Source organism: Leucobacter sp. HNU (assembly GCF_047946755.1).
In the GTDB taxonomy this organism is placed as follows: domain Bacteria; phylum Actinomycetota; class Actinomycetes; order Actinomycetales; family Microbacteriaceae; genus Leucobacter.
This window is the reverse complement of sequence record NZ_CP178837.1, coordinates 153,681-170,409: the sequence shown is the minus strand read 5'-3', so window position 1 is coordinate 170,409 and position 16,729 is coordinate 153,681. Positions and strand designations below refer to the sequence as shown.

The following is a 16,729-nucleotide window of genomic DNA, read 5'->3' as shown; positions in this document are numbered from 1 at the left end:
CGGTTTCGAGGAAAGGGAAAACTCCGTCGATTTCAGCCGGTCCTCGAAAGACGCACCGGTCCTCGGTGGAAACCCCGGCCCTCGGCAGAAACCCCGGCCCTCGACAGAAACCCCGGCCCTCGGCACGAGCACCGGAACGCGACCCCAGACCCCGCGACCGCTCCCGGCGGCCGAGCTCGCTACCCCCGCATGGCGACGCCGCGGCGCCAATACCCCATGAACGCGACCCGGGCACGGTCGACCCCGCACTCGCGCACCAGGTGCCGACGCAGTGTCGTCACGACCCCGCTCTCGCCCGCGATCCAGTACCGGCATTCCCGCGCACGCAGGATCCTCGCGTCGAAGGAGCGCACGCACTCGGCACAGGAACCGATGATGCAGGCCTGCGAAGTGGGCGCGTGCGTCGGCCGGTATCCGGCCTCCTCCAGGTTCGAGTAGGTGGGCGTCTCCCAGACGGGCGCCTCGGTGTCGGCGTCGGCTCCCGCCGAGGCCGCGACCGCGGCCCCTGCCGGCCCGTCGAGCCCCACGTGCGCCAGCAGCGCCGGGATCAGCGCGCTGCCGTGCGCCTCATCGCCGCGCACGAGCCAGCGCACCTCGACCCCCGCAGGCGCCGCGATCGGCAGCCGGTCCTCGGCGTGCGGCACCTCGATCCAGGCCGTACCGACCGTGTCGGGAGCGACGTCCTCGAGGATCCGGGCGATGGCCGGCGCGGCGGTCTCGTCGCCCGCGAGCAGCACGGGACCGCCGACCCCGTCGTCGAACTCGATCCCGCCCCAGTCGGGGCCGCCGCGCCGGGGCCCGACGAGCAGCAGTTCGTCGCCGGCGGCGGCACCCGCGGCCCACGACGACGCGGGTCCCGTCGCACCGGGCTCGAGGTGCAGCACGAAGTCGACCACGACGCGGGTGCCGTCCGGTTCCACGCGAAGCTCGCGGATCGAGTAGGTGCGCATCGAGCCGCGTTCTTCTTCGGGCAGGTCGAGCCACCCGCGGTACCAGTCGTCGGTCTCGGAGATGTCGGGGACGCGGCCGCTCGCTCCGGGGAAGATGAGCTTGATCCGCTGATCGAGCCCGCGCCCGGGAGTGCCGAACGCGTCGAGCGCGGCCCCGGCGAAGGTGATCCGGGCGAACGTCGGCGAGACGAGTTCGATCCGCTCGACGGCCGCGCGCGCGATCACGAACCCGGGCGGCTCCGGCACCTCGGCACGCATGGTCTCCGAGGTCTCGCACCAGGTGGATTCAGCGGACATGATGCCTCCCGATGGGCGAGACGATGGGCGCCCCCGACACGGGGTCGGGGAGCACGTGGCTTTCGAGCCCGAACACGTCGCGGACGAGGTCGGGAGTGACGATCTCAGCGGGCGCACCGGAGGCGTGCACCGCGCCGCCGCTCATCGCGACGAGGCGATCCGAATAGCGAGCGGCGAGCCCCAGATCGTGCAGCACCATGACGATCGTGGTGCCGCGCCTGCGGTTGAGGTCGGTGAGCAGGTCGAGCACCTCGACCTGGTGGGCGACGTCGAGGAACGTGGTGGGCTCGTCGAGCAGCAGGATGTCGGTCTGCTGCGCGAGGGCCATCGCGATCCAGACCCGTTGCCGCTGCCCGCCCGACAGCTCGTCGACCGCACGGTCGGCGAGTTCCGTCGTCGCGGTCGCCTCGAGCGCTTCGGCGACGGCCTCGGTATCGGCGGCGCTCCAACGTGCGAGCGCTCCCTGGTGCGGGTGGCGCCCGCGGCCGACGAGGTCGGAGACGGCGATCCCCTCGGGCGCGATGGGGCTCTGCGGCAGCAGGCCGAGCAATCGCGCCAACTCCTTGGACGGACGCCGATGGATCTCCGTGCCGTCGAGCAGCACGGTGCGGGACTGCGGCTTCAGCAGACGCGCGAACGCGCGCAGCAGCGTCGATTTGCCGCTGCCGTTCGCGCCCACGATCGAGGTGATCCTGCCGGGTTCGATCTCGAGGTCGAGCCCGTCGAGGATCACGCGGTCGTCGTAGCCGAGGCGCAGCCCGTCGGCGGCGAGGCGGTGGTCGATGGTCACAGGGAGCCTCCTGAGCGGTTCATCCTGATGAGGAGGAGGACGAGATACGGTGCGCCGAGCACGCCGGTGACGACGCCGACCGGATAGCGGTGGTCGAACAGGTTCTGCCCGATGAGGTCGGCGCCGAGCACGAGGCACGCTCCGACGAGTCCGGCGGGGATCGTGAGCCGCGAGCCGGGACCGACGAGCCGCGCCGCGATCGGACCGGCCATGAACGCGACGAACGCGATGGGCCCGCTGCCCGCCGTGGCGAAGGCGAGCAGGCCGACCGCGGCGATCACCGCGAGGATCCGCACCCGCCCCACGCGCACGCCGAGCGCGACCGCGGCGTCGTCGCCGAGGCGCAGCAGGTCGAGTCCGCGGCCGTTCGCGAGCAGCAGCGGGGCGCAGACGAGGAGCGCGCCGACGAGCGGCAGGATCTTCTCCCAGCTCGCGCCGTTGAGACTCCCGGTCATCCACTGCATGGCCGTCTGCAGGTCCCATTCCCCGGCCTTGGAGATGAGGTAGGAGATGGCGCTCTGCAGCAGCGCGGCGACGCCGATCCCGATGAGGACGAGGCGCATCGTCGAGAACCCGCGATTCTGCGCGAGCATCGCGATCACGAGGGTCGTGAGGATCGCACCCGCGAGCGCGAGCGACGAGAGCACGAGTCCGCTCGCCGAGAGCACGACGATCCCGAACACCGCGGCAGCGCTCGCCCCGGCGCTGATGCCGATGATGTCGGGCGAGGCCAGCGGGTTGCGCAGCATGGTCTGGAAGGTCACCCCGGCTGCTCCGAACGCGAATCCGGCGAGCAGCCCGAGGATCGCACGCGGCAGGCGGAGCTCGCCGACCGTGAAGGAGACGCCCGGCACCGTCTCTCCGGCGAGCACGCGGAGCACCTCGGCGGGACTCGCCCAGGCGTCGCCGATCATGAGCGTGAGCGCGAACAGTGCCACGGCGAGCAGCGCCAGCGTCGCCGACACCGCGACACGGCGTGTGCGGCGAGCACGGCGCCCACGGTCGATCGCGGAGGACGCGGGTGCCCCGGGGGACGCGGTCGCCCCGGGGGTCGCGGGACCGGCGGAGGTCGCGGGAGCGGCGTTCATCGAACTCCTCCCATCGCACGGCCCGTGGCTCCGCGCCGCACGATCCAGATGAACACGGGGGCACCGATCACGGCGGTGACGATCCCGACCTCGACCTCCGCCGGACGCGCGATGAGCCGCCCGACGACATCGGCGGCGACGAGCAGGGCGGATCCCGCCACGGCGCTCGCGGGGAGCAGCCAGCGGTGGTCCGGTCCGAAGAGCAGCCGGCAGAGGTGCGGCACCACGAGCCCGACGAAGCCGATCGGACCCGCCACCGCGGTCGCGGCACCGCACAGGATCACGGCCCCCAGCGCCGCGAGGAGCCGTGTGCGCATCACGTTGATGCCGAGGCCCGTCGCGAGTTCGTCGCCGAGCGCGAGCCCGTTCATGCCGCGCGCGGTCGCGAAGCAGATGAGGGCTCCGGCGATGAGTCCGGGAGCGATGAGGGCGATGCGTCCCCAGTCGGCACCGCCGACCCCGCCGATCTGCCAGAACCGGAACTGCGACATCACGTCGACGCGGGGCAGCAGGATCGCGCTCACGAGCGAGACGAGCGCCGCAGAGGTGGCCGCCCCGGCGAGCGCCAGCTTGAGCGGGGTCGCCCCGCCCCCGCCGAGCGATCCGACGGCATAGACGAAGACCGCGGCGACGGCCGCGCCGCCCATCGCGACGAACAGGGTGCTGACGGGCGCCGCAAGGCCGAAGAACGCGATCCCGATCACGACGGCGAGCGAGGCGCCGCCCGAGACGCCGAGCAGCCCGGGATCCGCGAGGGGGTTGCGGGTGACCGCCTGCATCGAGGTGCCCGCGATCGCGAGCGCCGCGCCGACGAGCAGCGCGAGCACGGTGCGCGGGATCCGTGCCGCGACCGCGGCCTCGGACACCGTGTCGGTGCGACCGCCGAGTGCGGCGAGGATGTCGCCGAGCGAGACCCCGCGCACGCCGAAGGCGAGCGACGCCGCGCAGAGCAGCACGAGCAGCACCGCCCCCGTGAGGATCCAGGTCAGGCGCAGCGGGAGCCGGTGCCGGGCGGTCGTCGGCTGCGCGCCGACGACCTGCGTCGTTCGGCCCCCTCCGCGCACGGCGATCGACACTCCCCCGCTCACTTCTCGAGCGGTGCGGCGAGCGTGTCGAAGTAGCGGTCGACGCCCCAGCCGATCGAGAGCGGCGAGGGATTCGCCGAGGCCGCGAGGGGCGTCTGATCGGGGAGCACCGCGATGCGTCCGGCCTTGACCGCCGGGATCTTGGAGAGCAGCGGGTCGGCCTGCATGCGCTTCACGAGCTCGCCCCGGGTGTCGCCGTAGAGGACCACGAGGTCGACGTCGGCGAAGCGGTCGGCCGCCTCGGCACTGACGGAGACGTAGAACTGCTGGGACTTCTTCGATTCTTCCTCCACCACCTTCGGGACCGGCAGGCCGAGATCCTTGAGGAATCCGGGCCGGGTGTCGTGCGTCGTGTAGAAGTCGATCTTGCTGAGATTCTTGGGATCCATGTAGGCGAAGAGCGGCTTCGCGGCCGTGAGCTTCGGGTGCTTCGCGAGGGCCGCTTCGGTCTTGCGGTCGAGTTCGGCGATGAGCGCCTCGCCCTCGGTCTTCTTGCCGATCGCCTCCGAGTTCATGCGGATGACGTCCTGCAGGCTCGTGCCCCAGGGCACGCCGGGTTCGGCGACGACCGGTGCGATCTTCGACAGCGTCTCGTACTCGTCCTTCGTGAGGCCCGAGTAGGAGGCGAGGATCACGTCGGGCTTCGTCGCGGCGACGGCCTCGAAGTCGATGCCGTCGGTCTCGTCGAACAGCGTCGGGGTCTTCGCGCCGAGCTGTTGCAGCTGATCCTCGACCCAGGGCAGTACTCCGTTGCCGTTGTCGTCGCCCCAGGTCGCCTTGCTCATGCCGACGGGCACGACGCCCAGCGCGAGCGGCACCTCGTGATTCATCCACGCGACCGTGGCGACGCGCTTCGGCTGATGTTCGATCGTGGTCTTGCCGAAGGCGTGCTCGATCGTGACCGGGAATCCGCCCTTCGCGCGTGCGTCGCCTCCGCCGGATCCGCCCGAGGGCCCGCTCGGCGCCGAACACGCGGTCGCGGTCAGGGCGATGATGGCGGCCGCAGCCAGGCCGAGGATGCGAGAGCGTCGCACGGGGTGTCCTTTCGTCGGGCCGCGCACCGGACGGGTGCGCGGGCGCCCGGGTCGGGCGCGTGTGAGGGGCGGATCGGTGGATGGTACGGGCGGGTGCGCCGACGTCGGCTCCCCGCGGCGGCTACTGCAGGGGCGCCGAGAGCGCGTCGAAGTAGCGGTCCACTCCCCAGCCGATCGACAGCGGGGAGGGCGAGGCCGAGACTGCCAGCGGCGACGAATCGGGCAGGATCGCGACGTGCCCCTTCGCGACGGCGGGGATCTTGCTGAGCAGCGGATCGGCCTGCATGCGCTTCAGCAGGTCCGGGGTCCCCGCCGAGACGATCAGGTCGACGTCCGAGAAGCGGTCGGCGGCCTCGGCGCTGACCGTGGCGAAGAACGCGTCGGTCTTCTTCGATTCCTCGGTGACGACCGAGGGTTCCGGCAGGCCGAGCTCCCGGAGGAACCGGGGCCGGGTGTCGTGGGAGGTGTAGATCGTGACCTGGCTGAGGTTCTTGGGATCGATGTTGGCGATCAGCACCTTGGCCTTCGGGAGCTTCGGGTGCTTCGCGAGCGATGCGGCGGATTCCTCGTGCAGACGCCGCAGCAGGGCCTCGCCCTCGGCCTTCTTGCCGATGGCTTCGGAGTCCATCCGCACCAGGTCGTCGAGACTCGTGCCCCACGCGGTGTGCGGGTACGCGATGACCGGAGCGATCTTCGAGAGCGTCCGGTAGTCCTCCTTCGTGATGCCCGAGTAGGCCGCGAGGATCACGTCGGGCTTCGTCGCCGCGACGGCCTCGAAATCGACGCCGTCGGTCTCGTCGTACAGCTTCGGCGTCGGCGCCTTCAGCTTCGCGAGCTGGTCCTCCACCCAGGGCAGCATCCCGTTGCCGTTGTCGTCGCCCCAGGTGATCTTCGCCATGCCGACCGGCGCGACCCCGAGCGCCAGAGGCACTTCCTGGCTGGCCCAGCCGACGGTCGCGATGCGCTCCGGTCGCCGCTCGACCGTCGTCTTGCCGAAGGCGTGCTCGATGCTGACGGGGAACGCGCCGCTCGCGTCGCCCGCGGCGGCCGATCCCCGCTCGGATCCGCGCCCGATCCGGAGGAGCCGGCGGCGGAGCATGCCGAGATGGAGACGGCCGCGACGAGTGCCGCGGCGATGCTGAGCAGGCGTCGAGTGCGCACGTGGGTCCTTTCCGGGCCCGATCGATGCGTGACGGACCCGCTTCGTCGAAGGTGTGAAGTTAGCCTACCCTTAACTACATCAGATGTGTAGGCCGGGGCCTGGAATGCGCTCCGTTCCAGACAGGGACTTACTCCCCCACGGGGTCTCAGCGTGTCGAGAATTTGTGGCCGCGGCCCATCTGGGGGGACACTGTCATGCACCCACCCGACAACGACGTCCGAAGGACTCACACGCATGACTTCGATGCCGCAGCAGCTTCTGCGCCGCAAGCCGATCCCGCGAGAGGGAGAGGACACGCACGGCCCCAAACTCTCGCGCAGCATCGGGCTCTTCTCGCTCACCATGATCGGTGTCGGCGGCACCGTCGGAACGGGTATCTTCTTCATCCTGTCCGAGGCCGTCCCGACCGCAGGACCCGCGGTCATCATCTCCTTCCTCATCGCCGGCGTCGTCGCCGGCCTCACCGCGCTCTGCTACGCGGAGCTGGCGGGCAGCGTCCCGGTCTCGGGATCCTCCTACTCCTACGCGTACACGACCCTCGGCGAGATGCCGGCGATGGGCGTCGCCGCCTGTCTGCTGCTCGAGTACGGCGTCTCGACCGCGGCGGTCGCCGTGGGCTGGTCGCAGTACGTGAACCAGCTGTTCCACAATCTCTTCGGCTTCGAACTTCCCGCCGCGCTCTCGAACGCTCCCGAGGAGGGCGGGATCATCAACCTCCCGGCCGTGATCCTCATCGCGCTGTGCGCCCTGCTGCTGATCCGCGGCACGAAGGAGTCGGTGATCACCAACACGATCATGGTGGTCATCAAGCTCGTCGTGCTCGTCTTCTTCGCGGCGATCGCGTTCACCGGCTGGAACGCTGACCACTTCGCGAACTTCGCGCCGTTCGGATTCGCCGGCATCATGTCGGGCGCCGGGATCATCTTCTTCTCGTTCGTCGGCCTCGACGCCGTCTCGACCGCCGGCGAAGAGGCGAAGAACCCGAAGCGGAACCTGCCGCTCGCGCTGATCTTCGCCCTCGTCATCGTCACCGGGATCTACGTGCTCGTCGCCATGGCGGGCCTCGGCGCGCAGGCGCCCGAGCAGTTCAAGGATCAGAGCGCCGGGCTCTCCGCGATCATCGAGCACCTCGTCGGGGCGTCCTGGCCCGGCACCCTCGTCGCCGCGGGCGCCGTGATCTCGATCTTCAGCGTCACCCTCGTCGTGCTCTACGGCCAGACCCGCATCCTCTTCGCGATGTCGAAGGACGGGATGATGCCGAAGGTGTTCCAGAAGGTCAACCCGCGCACCATGACGCCGATCCCCAACACGATCATCGTGGCGATCGCGACCGGCATCCTCGCGGGCGTGATCCCGATCAACTTCCTCGCCGAGATGACGAGCATCGGCACCCTCGCCGCGTTCATCGTGGTGTCGCTCGGCGTCATCATCCTGCGGCGGCGCGAGCCTGACCTGGAGCGGGGATTCAAGGTGCCGGGCGGCTACGTGATCCCGGTCCTGTCGATCCTCGGCTGCCTATGGATCATCACGAACCTGCAGCTCATCACCATCGCCGTGTTCGCCGTGTGGACCGCGCTGTTCCTGCTCTACTACTTCTTCTACGCCCGTAAGCGCTCGGCCCTCGCACAGCCCGGCGCGTTCTCCCAGGAGGTCGCCTCGTGACCATCGTCGTCGGCATCGCGCCCGGACACAGCTCCAGCTCGGCCGTGCACCTCGGCGCGCTCCTCGCGCGCAGCATGAAGCTCGAACTCGTCATCGCGGCGGTCACCGCGACCGGGTGGCCGCTGGCGTTCAGTCGCGGCGACCAGGAGTACCAGGACCGCGTGGTCGCGCAGGCCGAGGCGACCCTGGCCGAGGCGCTGGCCCTCGTGCCGGCCGATGTGGCCGCGCGCACGCTTGTACACCAGGATCCGTCGTCGGTGCGGCAGGGACTCATCGACGTGGTCGAGGCGGTCGGCGGCCAGCGACTCGTGGTGGGGGCGGCGAAGTCGTCTCCCATCGGGCGCATCTCGCTCGGCTCGGTCGATTCCGGCCTCATGCAGACGTCGCCCGTGCCCGTCGCGATCGCCCCGCGGGGGTTCCGCCTGCGCGACGGGCAGGACATCGAGCAGATCACGGCCGCCTACCGCGGCACCGAGTCCGACAGCGACCTGATCCTCGGTGCGGCGACGATCGCGGCGGAGAGCGATCTGCGGTTCCGGATCGCGTCGTTCGCCGTCCGTCCGCGCCGCATGGCGACCTCGGGCGTGGGCCAGGACTACGAGAACGAGGTGTTCGAGGAGTGGCGGCAGACGCTGCTGTCGGATGCGAACGCCGCGCTCGAGTCGGCCGCGACGCGCACCGAGCTGCCGAAGGCGGCAGAAGTGGTGCTCGGCATCGGCGACGACTGGGACGAGGCGATGGCCGCCGTCGACTGGAATCAGGGCGACGTGCTCGTCATCGGGTCGAGCAGCAGCGGGCCGTTCGCTCGGGTCACGCTCGGCTCGCACGCCCGCAAGATCGTGCACCACGCGGTCGTGCCCGTGATCGTGGTCCCGCGTCGCGCCGCCGAGGAGTACGCCGCGGGCGGGGAGTTCTGACGCCGGAGCGCCTTCCCGTCTCGCACGCAGGGGCCCGGATCACTCGCTGATCCGGGCCCCTGCGGTGTGTCTACGAGCGCTCGTCACCCGTGCGTCTCGTCCGCGCCGTTCGGGGTGAGCGCCGGCCGAGAGCGCCGGCCGAGAGCGCCAGGACGGTGCGCACGCGGGCATTGGTCGGTCCGAGCCGGAGGCCGCGCCGGAGGCCGAGCCCGGCGGGGTGCTTCGGCGTCCGGGGCGGGCACGGCCACGCGGTCTCGCTCCTGCGGCGGTCTATCCCGCGAGCAGTTCGCCGACGCGTGCGATGATCTCGCGGTGCAGGTCGTCGACGGGCCGGGCTGCGTCGAGCACGAGGAAGCGGTCGGGTTCTTCGGCGGCGAGTGCGAGGAACCCGTTGCGAACCGCGCGGTGGAACGCCGCGGCTTCGGCTTCGAGCCGGTCCGCGGTTCCGCCGCGCGCGGTGCGGCGTTCTGCGGCGAGCTCGGGGCTCGCGTCGAGCAGGATGGTGAGCGCGGGCCAGAGGCCGCCGCTGGCCCATTCGCTGATGCGCCGGACGTCGGAGACGTCGAGCACGCGTCCGGCCCCCTGGTAGGCGAGGGAGGAGTCGATGTAGCGGTCCTGCACGACGACGGCTCCGCGGGCGAGAGCGGGACGCACGACCCGGGCGATGTGCTGTGCGCGGTCCGCCGCGTAGAGCAGTGCTTCGGCACGCGGGTCGACCGCGCCCAGCTCCTCCCCGCCGTGCAGCAGGATTCCCCGGACCGCCACGCCGAGCGGCGTGCCGCCCGGCTCGCGCGTGCGGACGGTCTCGAGCCCTCGCGCGTCGAGCCAGCTCGTGAGCATCTCGGCCTGGGTGGTCTTCCCGGCTCCGTCTCCGCCCTCGAGCGTGATGAACAGTCCGTCCATCACGCTCCGGCGGCGGCCTGCTCGGCGGCGGCCTTCTTCGCGGCCCGGGTCGCGGCGGCCTTCTTCGCGGCGGCGGATCGGGCGGGATCGACCGCCTTCTTCGTTCCGGACGCTGCAGCGGTCTTCTTCGCGGCCGCGGTCTTCTTGGCCGGCGCCTTCTTGGCCGGGGCCTTCTTGGCCGGGGCCTTGCGCTTGGCGGGCCCCTTGGCTCGCTTGATCGCGAGAAGCTCGACGGCTCGCTCGAAGGTGATGTCCTCGACGCTGTCGCCGCGCGGGATCGTCGCGTTGGTCTCGCCGTCGGTGACGTAGGGGCCGAAGCGCCCGTCCCGCACCTTGATGGGTTTGCCGCTGACCGGGTCCGCGTCGAATTCCTTCAGGGCGCTGGAAGCGCGGCGCGCGCCGTACTTGGGCTGCGCGAACAGTTCCTGCGCTCCGGCGAGGTCGATCGAGAAGATCGCGTCCTCGCTCGGCAGCGTTCGGGTATCGGTCCCCTTCTTGAGGTAGGGGCCGTAGCGGCCGTTCTGCGCGGTGATCTCGGCATTCGACTCGGGGTCGACGCCGACGACGCGCGGCAGGTCGAGCAGCGCGACGGCCGCGTCAAGTTCGATCGTGGCGGGGTCCATGCTCTTGAAGAGCGAGGCCGTGCGCGGCTTCTGCCCCTTCGGCAGCTCCTCGCCGTCGTCGAGCAGCTCGGTGACGTAGGGGCCGAAGCGGCCGTTCTTCGCCACGATCCGCTTGCCCGTCTTCGGGTGCAGCCCGACCACGCGGTCCTCTGCGGGTTCCGCGTCGGCGAGCTCGTGAGCCTTCGCGGGCGTGAGTTCGTCGGGTGCGAGCCCGTCGGGGATGTTGACGCTGCGCGGCTTGAGCGCGCCGTCTTCGCCGACTTCGCATTTGTCGTCGAAGACTTCGAGGTAGGGACCGTACTTGCCGTTGCGCAGCGAGATCTCGTCGTCAATCTTGATCGTGTTGATCGCTCGCGCGTCGATCTCGCCGAGGTTGTCGACGACGCCGCGCAGACCGGGGTGGGCGTCGCTCCCGAAGTAGAACTCGCTGAGCCAAGCGCTACGGTCCGCATCGCCGGCTGCGATCCGGTCGAGGTCGTTCTCCATCTCCGCGGTGAAGTCGTAATCGACCAGTGCGGCGAAGTGCTCCTCGAGCAGGCGGACCACCGAGAAGGCGATCCAGCTCGGCACGAGCGCCTGCCCCTTCTTGGCCACGTAGCCGCGATCCATGATCGTGCTGATGATGGCCGCGTAGGTCGAGGGACGGCCGATGCCGAGCTCTTCGAGCCGTTTGGTGAGGCTGGCCTCGGTGTAGCGCGGGGGCGGACTAGTCTCGTGCCCCTTGGCCTCGGGCTCGGTCACGCCGAGCGCCTGGGACTCTGCCAGTTGGGGCAGCGCCACGTTCTGCTCGTTGTCGCCGCGCTTCTCGTCGCGGCCCTCCTCGTACGCCAGCAGGAAGCCGGGGAACGTGATGACGGTGCCGCTCGCCGTGAATTCGGTGTCGGTCGCCCGGGCTTCCCCGGGCTCCGCGACCTCGACGCCCACGGTCACGGTGTCGGTGGAGCCCTTGGCGTCGGCCATCTGGCTCGCGACGGTGCGCTTCCAGATGAGCTCGTAGAGCGCGTACTCCCCCTGCGTGAGCTTGCCCTTCAGCGCGCTCGGTCGCTGGAAGACGTCGCCCGCGGGCCGGATGGCCTCGTGCGCTTCCTGAGCGCCCTTGGCCTTGCCGGTGTAGACGCGCGGCTTCTCGGGGACCGTCTGCGCACCGTAGAGCTCGGCGGCCTGAGTGCGCGCCGCCCGGATCGCCTGCCCCGAGAGGGACGGCGAGTCGGTTCGCATATAGGTGATGTAGCCGTTCTCGTAGAGCGACTGGGCGAACGACATGGTCTGACGCGAGCTGTAGCGGAGCTTGCGGGAGGCTTCCTGCTGCAGGGTCGAGGTGGTGAACGGTGCGGCCGGGCGCCGGGTGTGCGGCTTGGTCTCGACCGAACGGACCCGTGCCGGTGCGCCTGCGGCGAGCGCGGAGGCCAGCCGTTCTGCGCGCGCCTGTTCCAGACCGATGACGCCTGCCTTCGCCGCGCGCGGGGTCAGGGTTCCGTCGTCGGCGAAGTCGCCGCCCGTCGCGAGGCGCTGACCGTCGACGCGGACGAGTCGTGCGGCGAACGGGGTCGAATCGGTGGCGCCGGCCTCGGGGGTGAAGGTCGCCGTGATGTCCCAGTATTCGGCGGAGACGAACGCGAGTCGCTCGCGCTCGCGATCGACGACGAGCCGGGTCGCGGCGGACTGCACGCGGCCTGCGGAGAGCTTCGGGGCGACCTTGCGCCAGAGCACCGGCGAGATGTCGTAGCCGTACAGTCGGTCGAGAATGCGCCGGGTCTCCTGCGCGTCGACGAGCGCGATATCGAGATCGCGCGTGTTCGCCTTGGCCTGCTCGATCGCTTCCTTGGTGATCTCATGGAACACCATGCGGCGCACGGGCACCTTGGGCTTGAGCACCTCGAGCAGGTGCCACGCGATCGCTTCTCCTTCGCGGTCCTCATCAGTGGCGAGCCACAGCTCGTCCGCTCCCTTGAGCGCCCGCTTGAGCTCGCTGACCGTCTTCTTCTTGTTGTCTGCGACGACGTAGTACGGAGCGAAACCGTTGTCGACGTCGACGGCGAACTTGCCGAAGGGTCCCTTCTTCAGCTCGCTGGGCAGCTCCGACGGTTCCGCCAGGTCGCGCACGTGCCCGACCGAGGCGATCACTTCGTAGTCGTCGCCGAGATATCCGCCGATGGTCTTCGCCTTGGTCGGCGACTCGACGATCACGAGTTTCTTCGCGGCCCCCACGGGCACTCCTTCTTCTGTGGCGTTCGTTCGCACCGTCTTGCGGTGCCGGTTCGCCGGGTGATCCGCGCTGCTCGCGGCTCTGATCCAGCGCCCGCAGGTGCGCTGCGCATCGTGCGCTCCCCTCTTCGGAGTTCCACCGTCGAGAGGTTCCTGCTTCGCAACGATACACAGCCCGGCCTTCCGGGGTGCTTCGCGTCATGGTACCGGAGGTCCGCTGGGCGGTTCACGGAGAGCCGATGTAGAGGAACGGGTCGAGGTCCGGGTTCGTGTTGCGCGGGGCGCTCGACAGCGTGAAGTGGGAGTGGGGTCCGGAAGTGCATCCGCTGCGCCCGGCGGCCCCGACGGGCTGCCCTGCCGAGACGACGGTGCCGGCGGTGACGCCCGCACGTGCGGACGAGCCGGCCGCGAGGTGGTTGTGCGAGCTGTAGAGCGTGCGCCCGCGGTACTCATGCCGGATGAGGACGGTCTGGTTCGGACCGTGCCACCACTCCGGGCGCGCCCGGCACACCGCCGGTATCCCGTTTCCGTCGTCGCCGACACGCACCACGATACCCCGATAGGGTGCGTACAGCACGCCGGAACCGTCGACGGCGAGGTCGATCGCATGCCCGTCGTGCGGCCCCTGGGTGACCGCCCGGATCGCCGAAGGCCACACCCATCCGTCCGCACCGATCGCACCACCGCCCGTGGGCGCGCCGGGGTCCGGCCTCCCGCCTGCGCGCGCCCGAGCCGACACCTCTCCGAGTGGCGCAACGGCCTCGACGGCAACCCGGACCTCGAAGCGGGTCCGGTCGATATCGCACGCTGCGAGCCGAGCCCCGGCAGCTCTCGTCACCTGCTCAGCGGCAGCGCAGGGGTCTCCGTCGAGCAGGCCGACGCCCGCATCCGCGGCGGCGAGCGCGGCCGCGTCAGCAGTACCCGCCGCGCGGTGACCGGCCTCGGCCCGAACCGCCGCGGTGATCACCGGCGCACCGAGGAGCAGCACCGCGGCGATCACTCCGACCGAGACCGGGACACTCATCGGTGATCCCTGCTCCGGGCCGGACCTGATGACGCGGCCGAACCCGGGCCTCCGGCCGAGATGGTCCGAAGCACGTCGATCGAGGCGGTCTCGCGACCCGAAGCCGAGACGTGCGCGATCGCGCAGGATCGCGCTGAGATGCCGATGGCCGCGAGGACGCCGCTGCCGGGCGCAGCCTGCAGCCTGACGCAGAGCAGTTGCCCGCTGCGCTCCCTCACGATCCTCACGCCCTCGGGCAGTCGCTGCTCGCGCTCCGCCGCGAGCTCGGTATCGCCCCGGGCTTCGAGACGGGCGAGTTCGGCTGAGGCGGACACGAGTTCGATGCGCCGCCCGGCGAGCATGATGCCGCCGAGGACCAGCGCGAGCACAGCGAGGATCGCGGGCAGCACGACCGCGAACTCTGCCGTGACGCTGCCGCGTTCGTCGCGCAGGAGCGGCACGTGCGCCGTCGTGATGGTCATCCGGCGGAGCCCAGCGCCTGCTGCACGAGATCGACCAGCATCGTCCGGACTTCCTCGGAGCGGATGACCGCGATGAGCAGGCCGGCGAACGCCACTCCCGCGAGGATCACCACGGCGTACTCGGCGGTCACCGCTCCCTGCTCGTCGCACCTGAAGCACCGCGGCCCGTGGCTTTGCCGGGACTCTGTGCCGCGGTCGCGCTCGTCGACACGGTCCGCACGAGCAGTGATCTGCGTTCGCGGGGGCTTGCAGCACGGAGCGCTTCGCCCGCTGCGCGTTTCTGCTGCAGACCGGGCAGTACCGGCGGCCGGGTGGGCGGCGCGGGATCTGCGCTCGGAACTGCTTCGGACGGTGTCGGCGCGGTGCGGCATGGGGGCTCCTTCTGGGGTGGGGTTCCGAGTTCTGCGAGAGAGTGGGTCAAGTCTGGGTGCGTCGGCGAGCGTTCTCGAGGCTGTCCACAGGGGGAATGTGACGAAATCTGCTGTGGAGGGCAACCGGTCATCGACCGCTCTCGAGAACACCGCCGAGCACGGCGATCAGGACCGGCACGACACCGAGCAGCACGAACGCAGGAAGCACGCAGACCGCCAGCGGGACGAGGATCCGCACTCCGAGCCGCTCGGCGCTGCGTTCCAACGCGGCGTGCGCGGACTCGCGCCGCTCGGCAGCGAACCGGAGCAGCACGTCCCCGAATGCGATCCCGGTCTCCGCGGCCGATTCGAGAGCCCGACGTGCCTCGCTGGCCCCGCGGAGGTCGTCAAGCCTCACCCACTCCGCCCGGTGCCGGTCAGCGCAGTCGGCCGCGCGTCGGATCCCCGCACGCAGGCCCGCTCCGCCGTGCGCGGCGATCCGGAGCAGTTCGAGTTCGAGCCCCGCGATTCTCTCCGCCCCGAGTTCCCGGTCGGCCAGGGCACGCGCCCAGACGATCCCGGCCCAGAGCAGCCCCGCCCCCGCAACCGCTGAGATGCCCCCGGTCGGCCCGAACAGCACCGGCAACGGGTCGAAGCCCAGGAGGATTCCGAGCAGCAGGGCGAGAACCGGCAGAGCCGCGACCAGGCGGACGGTCGCCCGAGGTCCGGACAGGAGCACGTCGCGCCGATCCGCGAGCCGCCGCAGTCCGTCGAGCGCCTCGGCCAGCCGGGTCAGCGAGTCGGAGAGCGGAGCTCCGCTGAGTCCCGCGGCCTCCCAGGCCCCGGCCAGATATCGCCAATCGGGGCCGTTCTCGGCGGCGATCGCAACCGGCGGCTCCTGCCCGAGTGCGATCCGGTCGGAGATCCGGCCGGCTGCGGCGCCGGTCCCGCCCGGATCCGTGTCGGCCAGCACCTCGATCGCTCGGGCAGGCAGCAGGCCTCCGCGCAGGAGCACCGAGCATCGGAGTGCGAACTCCCCGGCGGGCCACGTGCCGGTTCCGTCCACCGATGGCTCGCCCACCGGGATCATCGGAACGGACCGATCTCGAGTCGGTCGCGCGAGAGGACCGGTCTTCCGATCGCACCGACGCGCTGACGCCCATCGGCCCCGCGCTCGAGGTGCACGAACGCGTGGAACGCCGCCGCCGCTTGGCGTCCGAGCGCACCGGGGTCCAGATCCGCAGCGGCGCCCAGGGCTTCCAATCGCGCCGGGAGGTCGCCCAGGCGATTGGCGTGCACCGTGCCGGCGCTTCCGTCATGGCCGGTGTTGAGCGCGGACAGCAGCGTCGCAACCTCGGGTCCCCGGCACTCGCCCAGAGCGATCCGGTCGGGTCGCATGCGCAGCGCTTCCCGCAGCAACCGGTGGAGCGGCACCGCCCCGGCACCCTCTGCGTTCGGAGCTCGCGCCTCGAGGGCGACCCAGTTCTCCCGGCGGAGCCGCAGTTCCGCGACGTCCTCGATGGTCACCACGCGTTCGCTCCGAGGAGCTTCGTCGAGGAGGGCGCCCAGCAGTGTCGTCTTCCCGCTCCCGGTTCCCCCGGAGATCAGGACGTTGCGGCGGTCCGCGACGAGCGCGATCAGTTCGTCGGCGAGCGGCCCGGCGCAGAGTCCCGCTGCGATCAGTCGGCCCAGGCGAGGCTGTTCCGCGGCGGGCAGGCGGACCGATATGGCGGCCCCGGCCACGCAGACGGGGGGCAGCACCGCGTGCACCCGCACCCCTGCGCCGATTCCGACGTCGGCGCAGGGGTGAAGCTCATCGAGCTGGCGGTTGCCGGCCGACACCAATTCCACCGCGATCCGCCGCACCCGGCCAGGATCCGCCCGCCAGCCGGGCACGGCCCGCAGCGCTCCCGAGCAGTCCACCCACGCCCGGCCGGCGCCTCCGCTGACCTGGATCAGCAGATCCCTCGCTCCCGGCAGATCGAGGAACGGCAGCAGATCGCCGAACGCACGACGGACGCCGGGAGGGAGACGCGCGGAGAGTTTCGGACGACCGGGATCTGAGCGATCTGATGGGAACATGCGGCCAGTTTCGGTGGGCGGCATGCCGGGCCGACCCGGTTCCACAGGACCGCGGCGCTCGGCCGCTCGCAGCAGGTGGACGCTCCGCCTGGGGAG

At 71.0% G+C, this 16,729-nt stretch carries 15 protein-coding genes; 2 read left to right on the top strand and 13 right to left on the bottom strand.

Translation table 11 applies throughout. The features are described 5' to 3' along the window. Positions 1–179: 179 nt before the first annotated feature. The 6 genes from AB3K78_RS00835 to AB3K78_RS00810 all read right to left on the bottom strand — a co-directional run bounded on the left by AB3K78_RS00835 (position 180) and on the right by AB3K78_RS00810 (position 6,343). Complete coding sequence (locus AB3K78_RS00835) at positions 180–1,247, bottom strand: siderophore-interacting protein (RefSeq protein ID WP_416445320.1); 1,068 nt, start codon at positions 1,245–1,247, stop codon at positions 180–182. Further along, positions 1,237–2,037: an ABC transporter ATP-binding protein gene (locus AB3K78_RS00830; RefSeq protein ID WP_416445318.1), complete on the bottom strand. Its 801-nt coding sequence runs from the start codon at positions 2,035–2,037 to the stop codon at positions 1,237–1,239. Before AB3K78_RS00830 ends, AB3K78_RS00835 begins: the two co-directional genes overlap by 11 nt. Next, positions 2,034–3,125 carry a FecCD family ABC transporter permease gene (locus tag AB3K78_RS00825; RefSeq protein ID WP_416445316.1) on the bottom strand — a complete coding sequence of 364 codons (1,092 nt, stop codon included), beginning with the start codon at positions 3,123–3,125 and terminating at the stop codon, positions 2,034–2,036. The genes AB3K78_RS00830 and AB3K78_RS00825 overlap by 4 nt, the downstream gene beginning before the upstream one ends. Further along, positions 3,122–4,213, bottom strand: a complete 1,092-nt coding sequence (locus AB3K78_RS00820; protein ID WP_416445314.1) for a FecCD family ABC transporter permease — start codon at positions 4,211–4,213, stop codon at positions 3,122–3,124. Before AB3K78_RS00820 ends, AB3K78_RS00825 begins: the two co-directional genes overlap by 4 nt. Next, complete coding sequence (locus AB3K78_RS00815; protein WP_416445312.1) at positions 4,210–5,244, bottom strand: iron-siderophore ABC transporter substrate-binding protein; 1,035 nt, start codon at positions 5,242–5,244, stop codon at positions 4,210–4,212. The genes AB3K78_RS00820 and AB3K78_RS00815 overlap by 4 nt, the downstream gene beginning before the upstream one ends. 121 nt (positions 5,245–5,365) lie before the next feature. Beyond that, entirely contained in the window at positions 5,366–6,343 is a 978-nt protein-coding gene (locus tag AB3K78_RS00810; protein ID WP_416445310.1) for an iron-siderophore ABC transporter substrate-binding protein, read from the bottom strand. 297 nt (positions 6,344–6,640) lie between these two features. Here AB3K78_RS00810 and AB3K78_RS00805 point away from each other — a divergent pair, with 297 nt between their 5' ends. Beyond that, positions 6,641–8,068 (top strand): APC family permease, encoded by a 1,428-nt coding sequence (locus tag AB3K78_RS00805; protein WP_416445308.1) that lies wholly within the window; start codon positions 6,641–6,643, stop codon positions 8,066–8,068. Beyond that, positions 8,065–8,985 (top strand): universal stress protein, encoded by a 921-nt coding sequence (locus tag AB3K78_RS00800; protein ID WP_416445306.1) that lies wholly within the window; start codon positions 8,065–8,067, stop codon positions 8,983–8,985. Before AB3K78_RS00805 ends, AB3K78_RS00800 begins: the two co-directional genes overlap by 4 nt. A gap of 270 nt (positions 8,986–9,255) precedes the next feature. On the opposite strand, the gene tmk is transcribed toward AB3K78_RS00800, so the two are convergent. From tmk to AB3K78_RS00765, 7 genes are all read right to left on the bottom strand, one after another. Continuing rightward, positions 9,256–9,888 carry a dTMP kinase gene (tmk, locus tag AB3K78_RS00795; RefSeq protein WP_416447275.1) on the bottom strand — a complete coding sequence of 211 codons (633 nt, stop codon included), beginning with the start codon at positions 9,886–9,888 and terminating at the stop codon, positions 9,256–9,258. Then, positions 9,888–12,719 carry a type I DNA topoisomerase gene (topA, locus tag AB3K78_RS00790; protein ID WP_416445304.1) on the bottom strand — a complete coding sequence of 944 codons (2,832 nt, stop codon included), beginning with the start codon at positions 12,717–12,719 and terminating at the stop codon, positions 9,888–9,890. Before topA ends, tmk begins: the two co-directional genes overlap by 1 nt. 223 nt (positions 12,720–12,942) lie before the next feature. Beyond that, entirely contained in the window at positions 12,943–13,740 is a 798-nt protein-coding gene (locus AB3K78_RS00785; RefSeq protein ID WP_416445302.1) for an Rv3654c family TadE-like protein, read from the bottom strand. Continuing rightward, positions 13,737–14,201, bottom strand: a complete 465-nt coding sequence (locus tag AB3K78_RS00780; protein ID WP_416445300.1) for a TadE family type IV pilus minor pilin — start codon at positions 14,199–14,201, stop codon at positions 13,737–13,739. Before AB3K78_RS00780 ends, AB3K78_RS00785 begins: the two co-directional genes overlap by 4 nt. After that, entirely contained in the window at positions 14,198–14,332 is a 135-nt protein-coding gene (locus tag AB3K78_RS00775) for a DUF4244 domain-containing protein (protein WP_231580878.1), read from the bottom strand. The genes AB3K78_RS00780 and AB3K78_RS00775 overlap by 4 nt, the downstream gene beginning before the upstream one ends. A gap of 367 nt (positions 14,333–14,699) precedes the next feature. Next, positions 14,700–15,632, bottom strand: coding sequence for a type II secretion system F family protein (locus tag AB3K78_RS00770; protein WP_416445298.1), 933 nt, complete (start codon positions 15,630–15,632; stop codon positions 14,700–14,702). A gap of 5 nt (positions 15,633–15,637) precedes the next feature. Next, positions 15,638–16,633 carry a CpaF family protein gene (locus AB3K78_RS00765; RefSeq protein ID WP_416445296.1) on the bottom strand — a complete coding sequence of 332 codons (996 nt, stop codon included), beginning with the start codon at positions 16,631–16,633 and terminating at the stop codon, positions 15,638–15,640. Between the last annotated feature and the right edge of the window lie 96 nt (positions 16,634–16,729).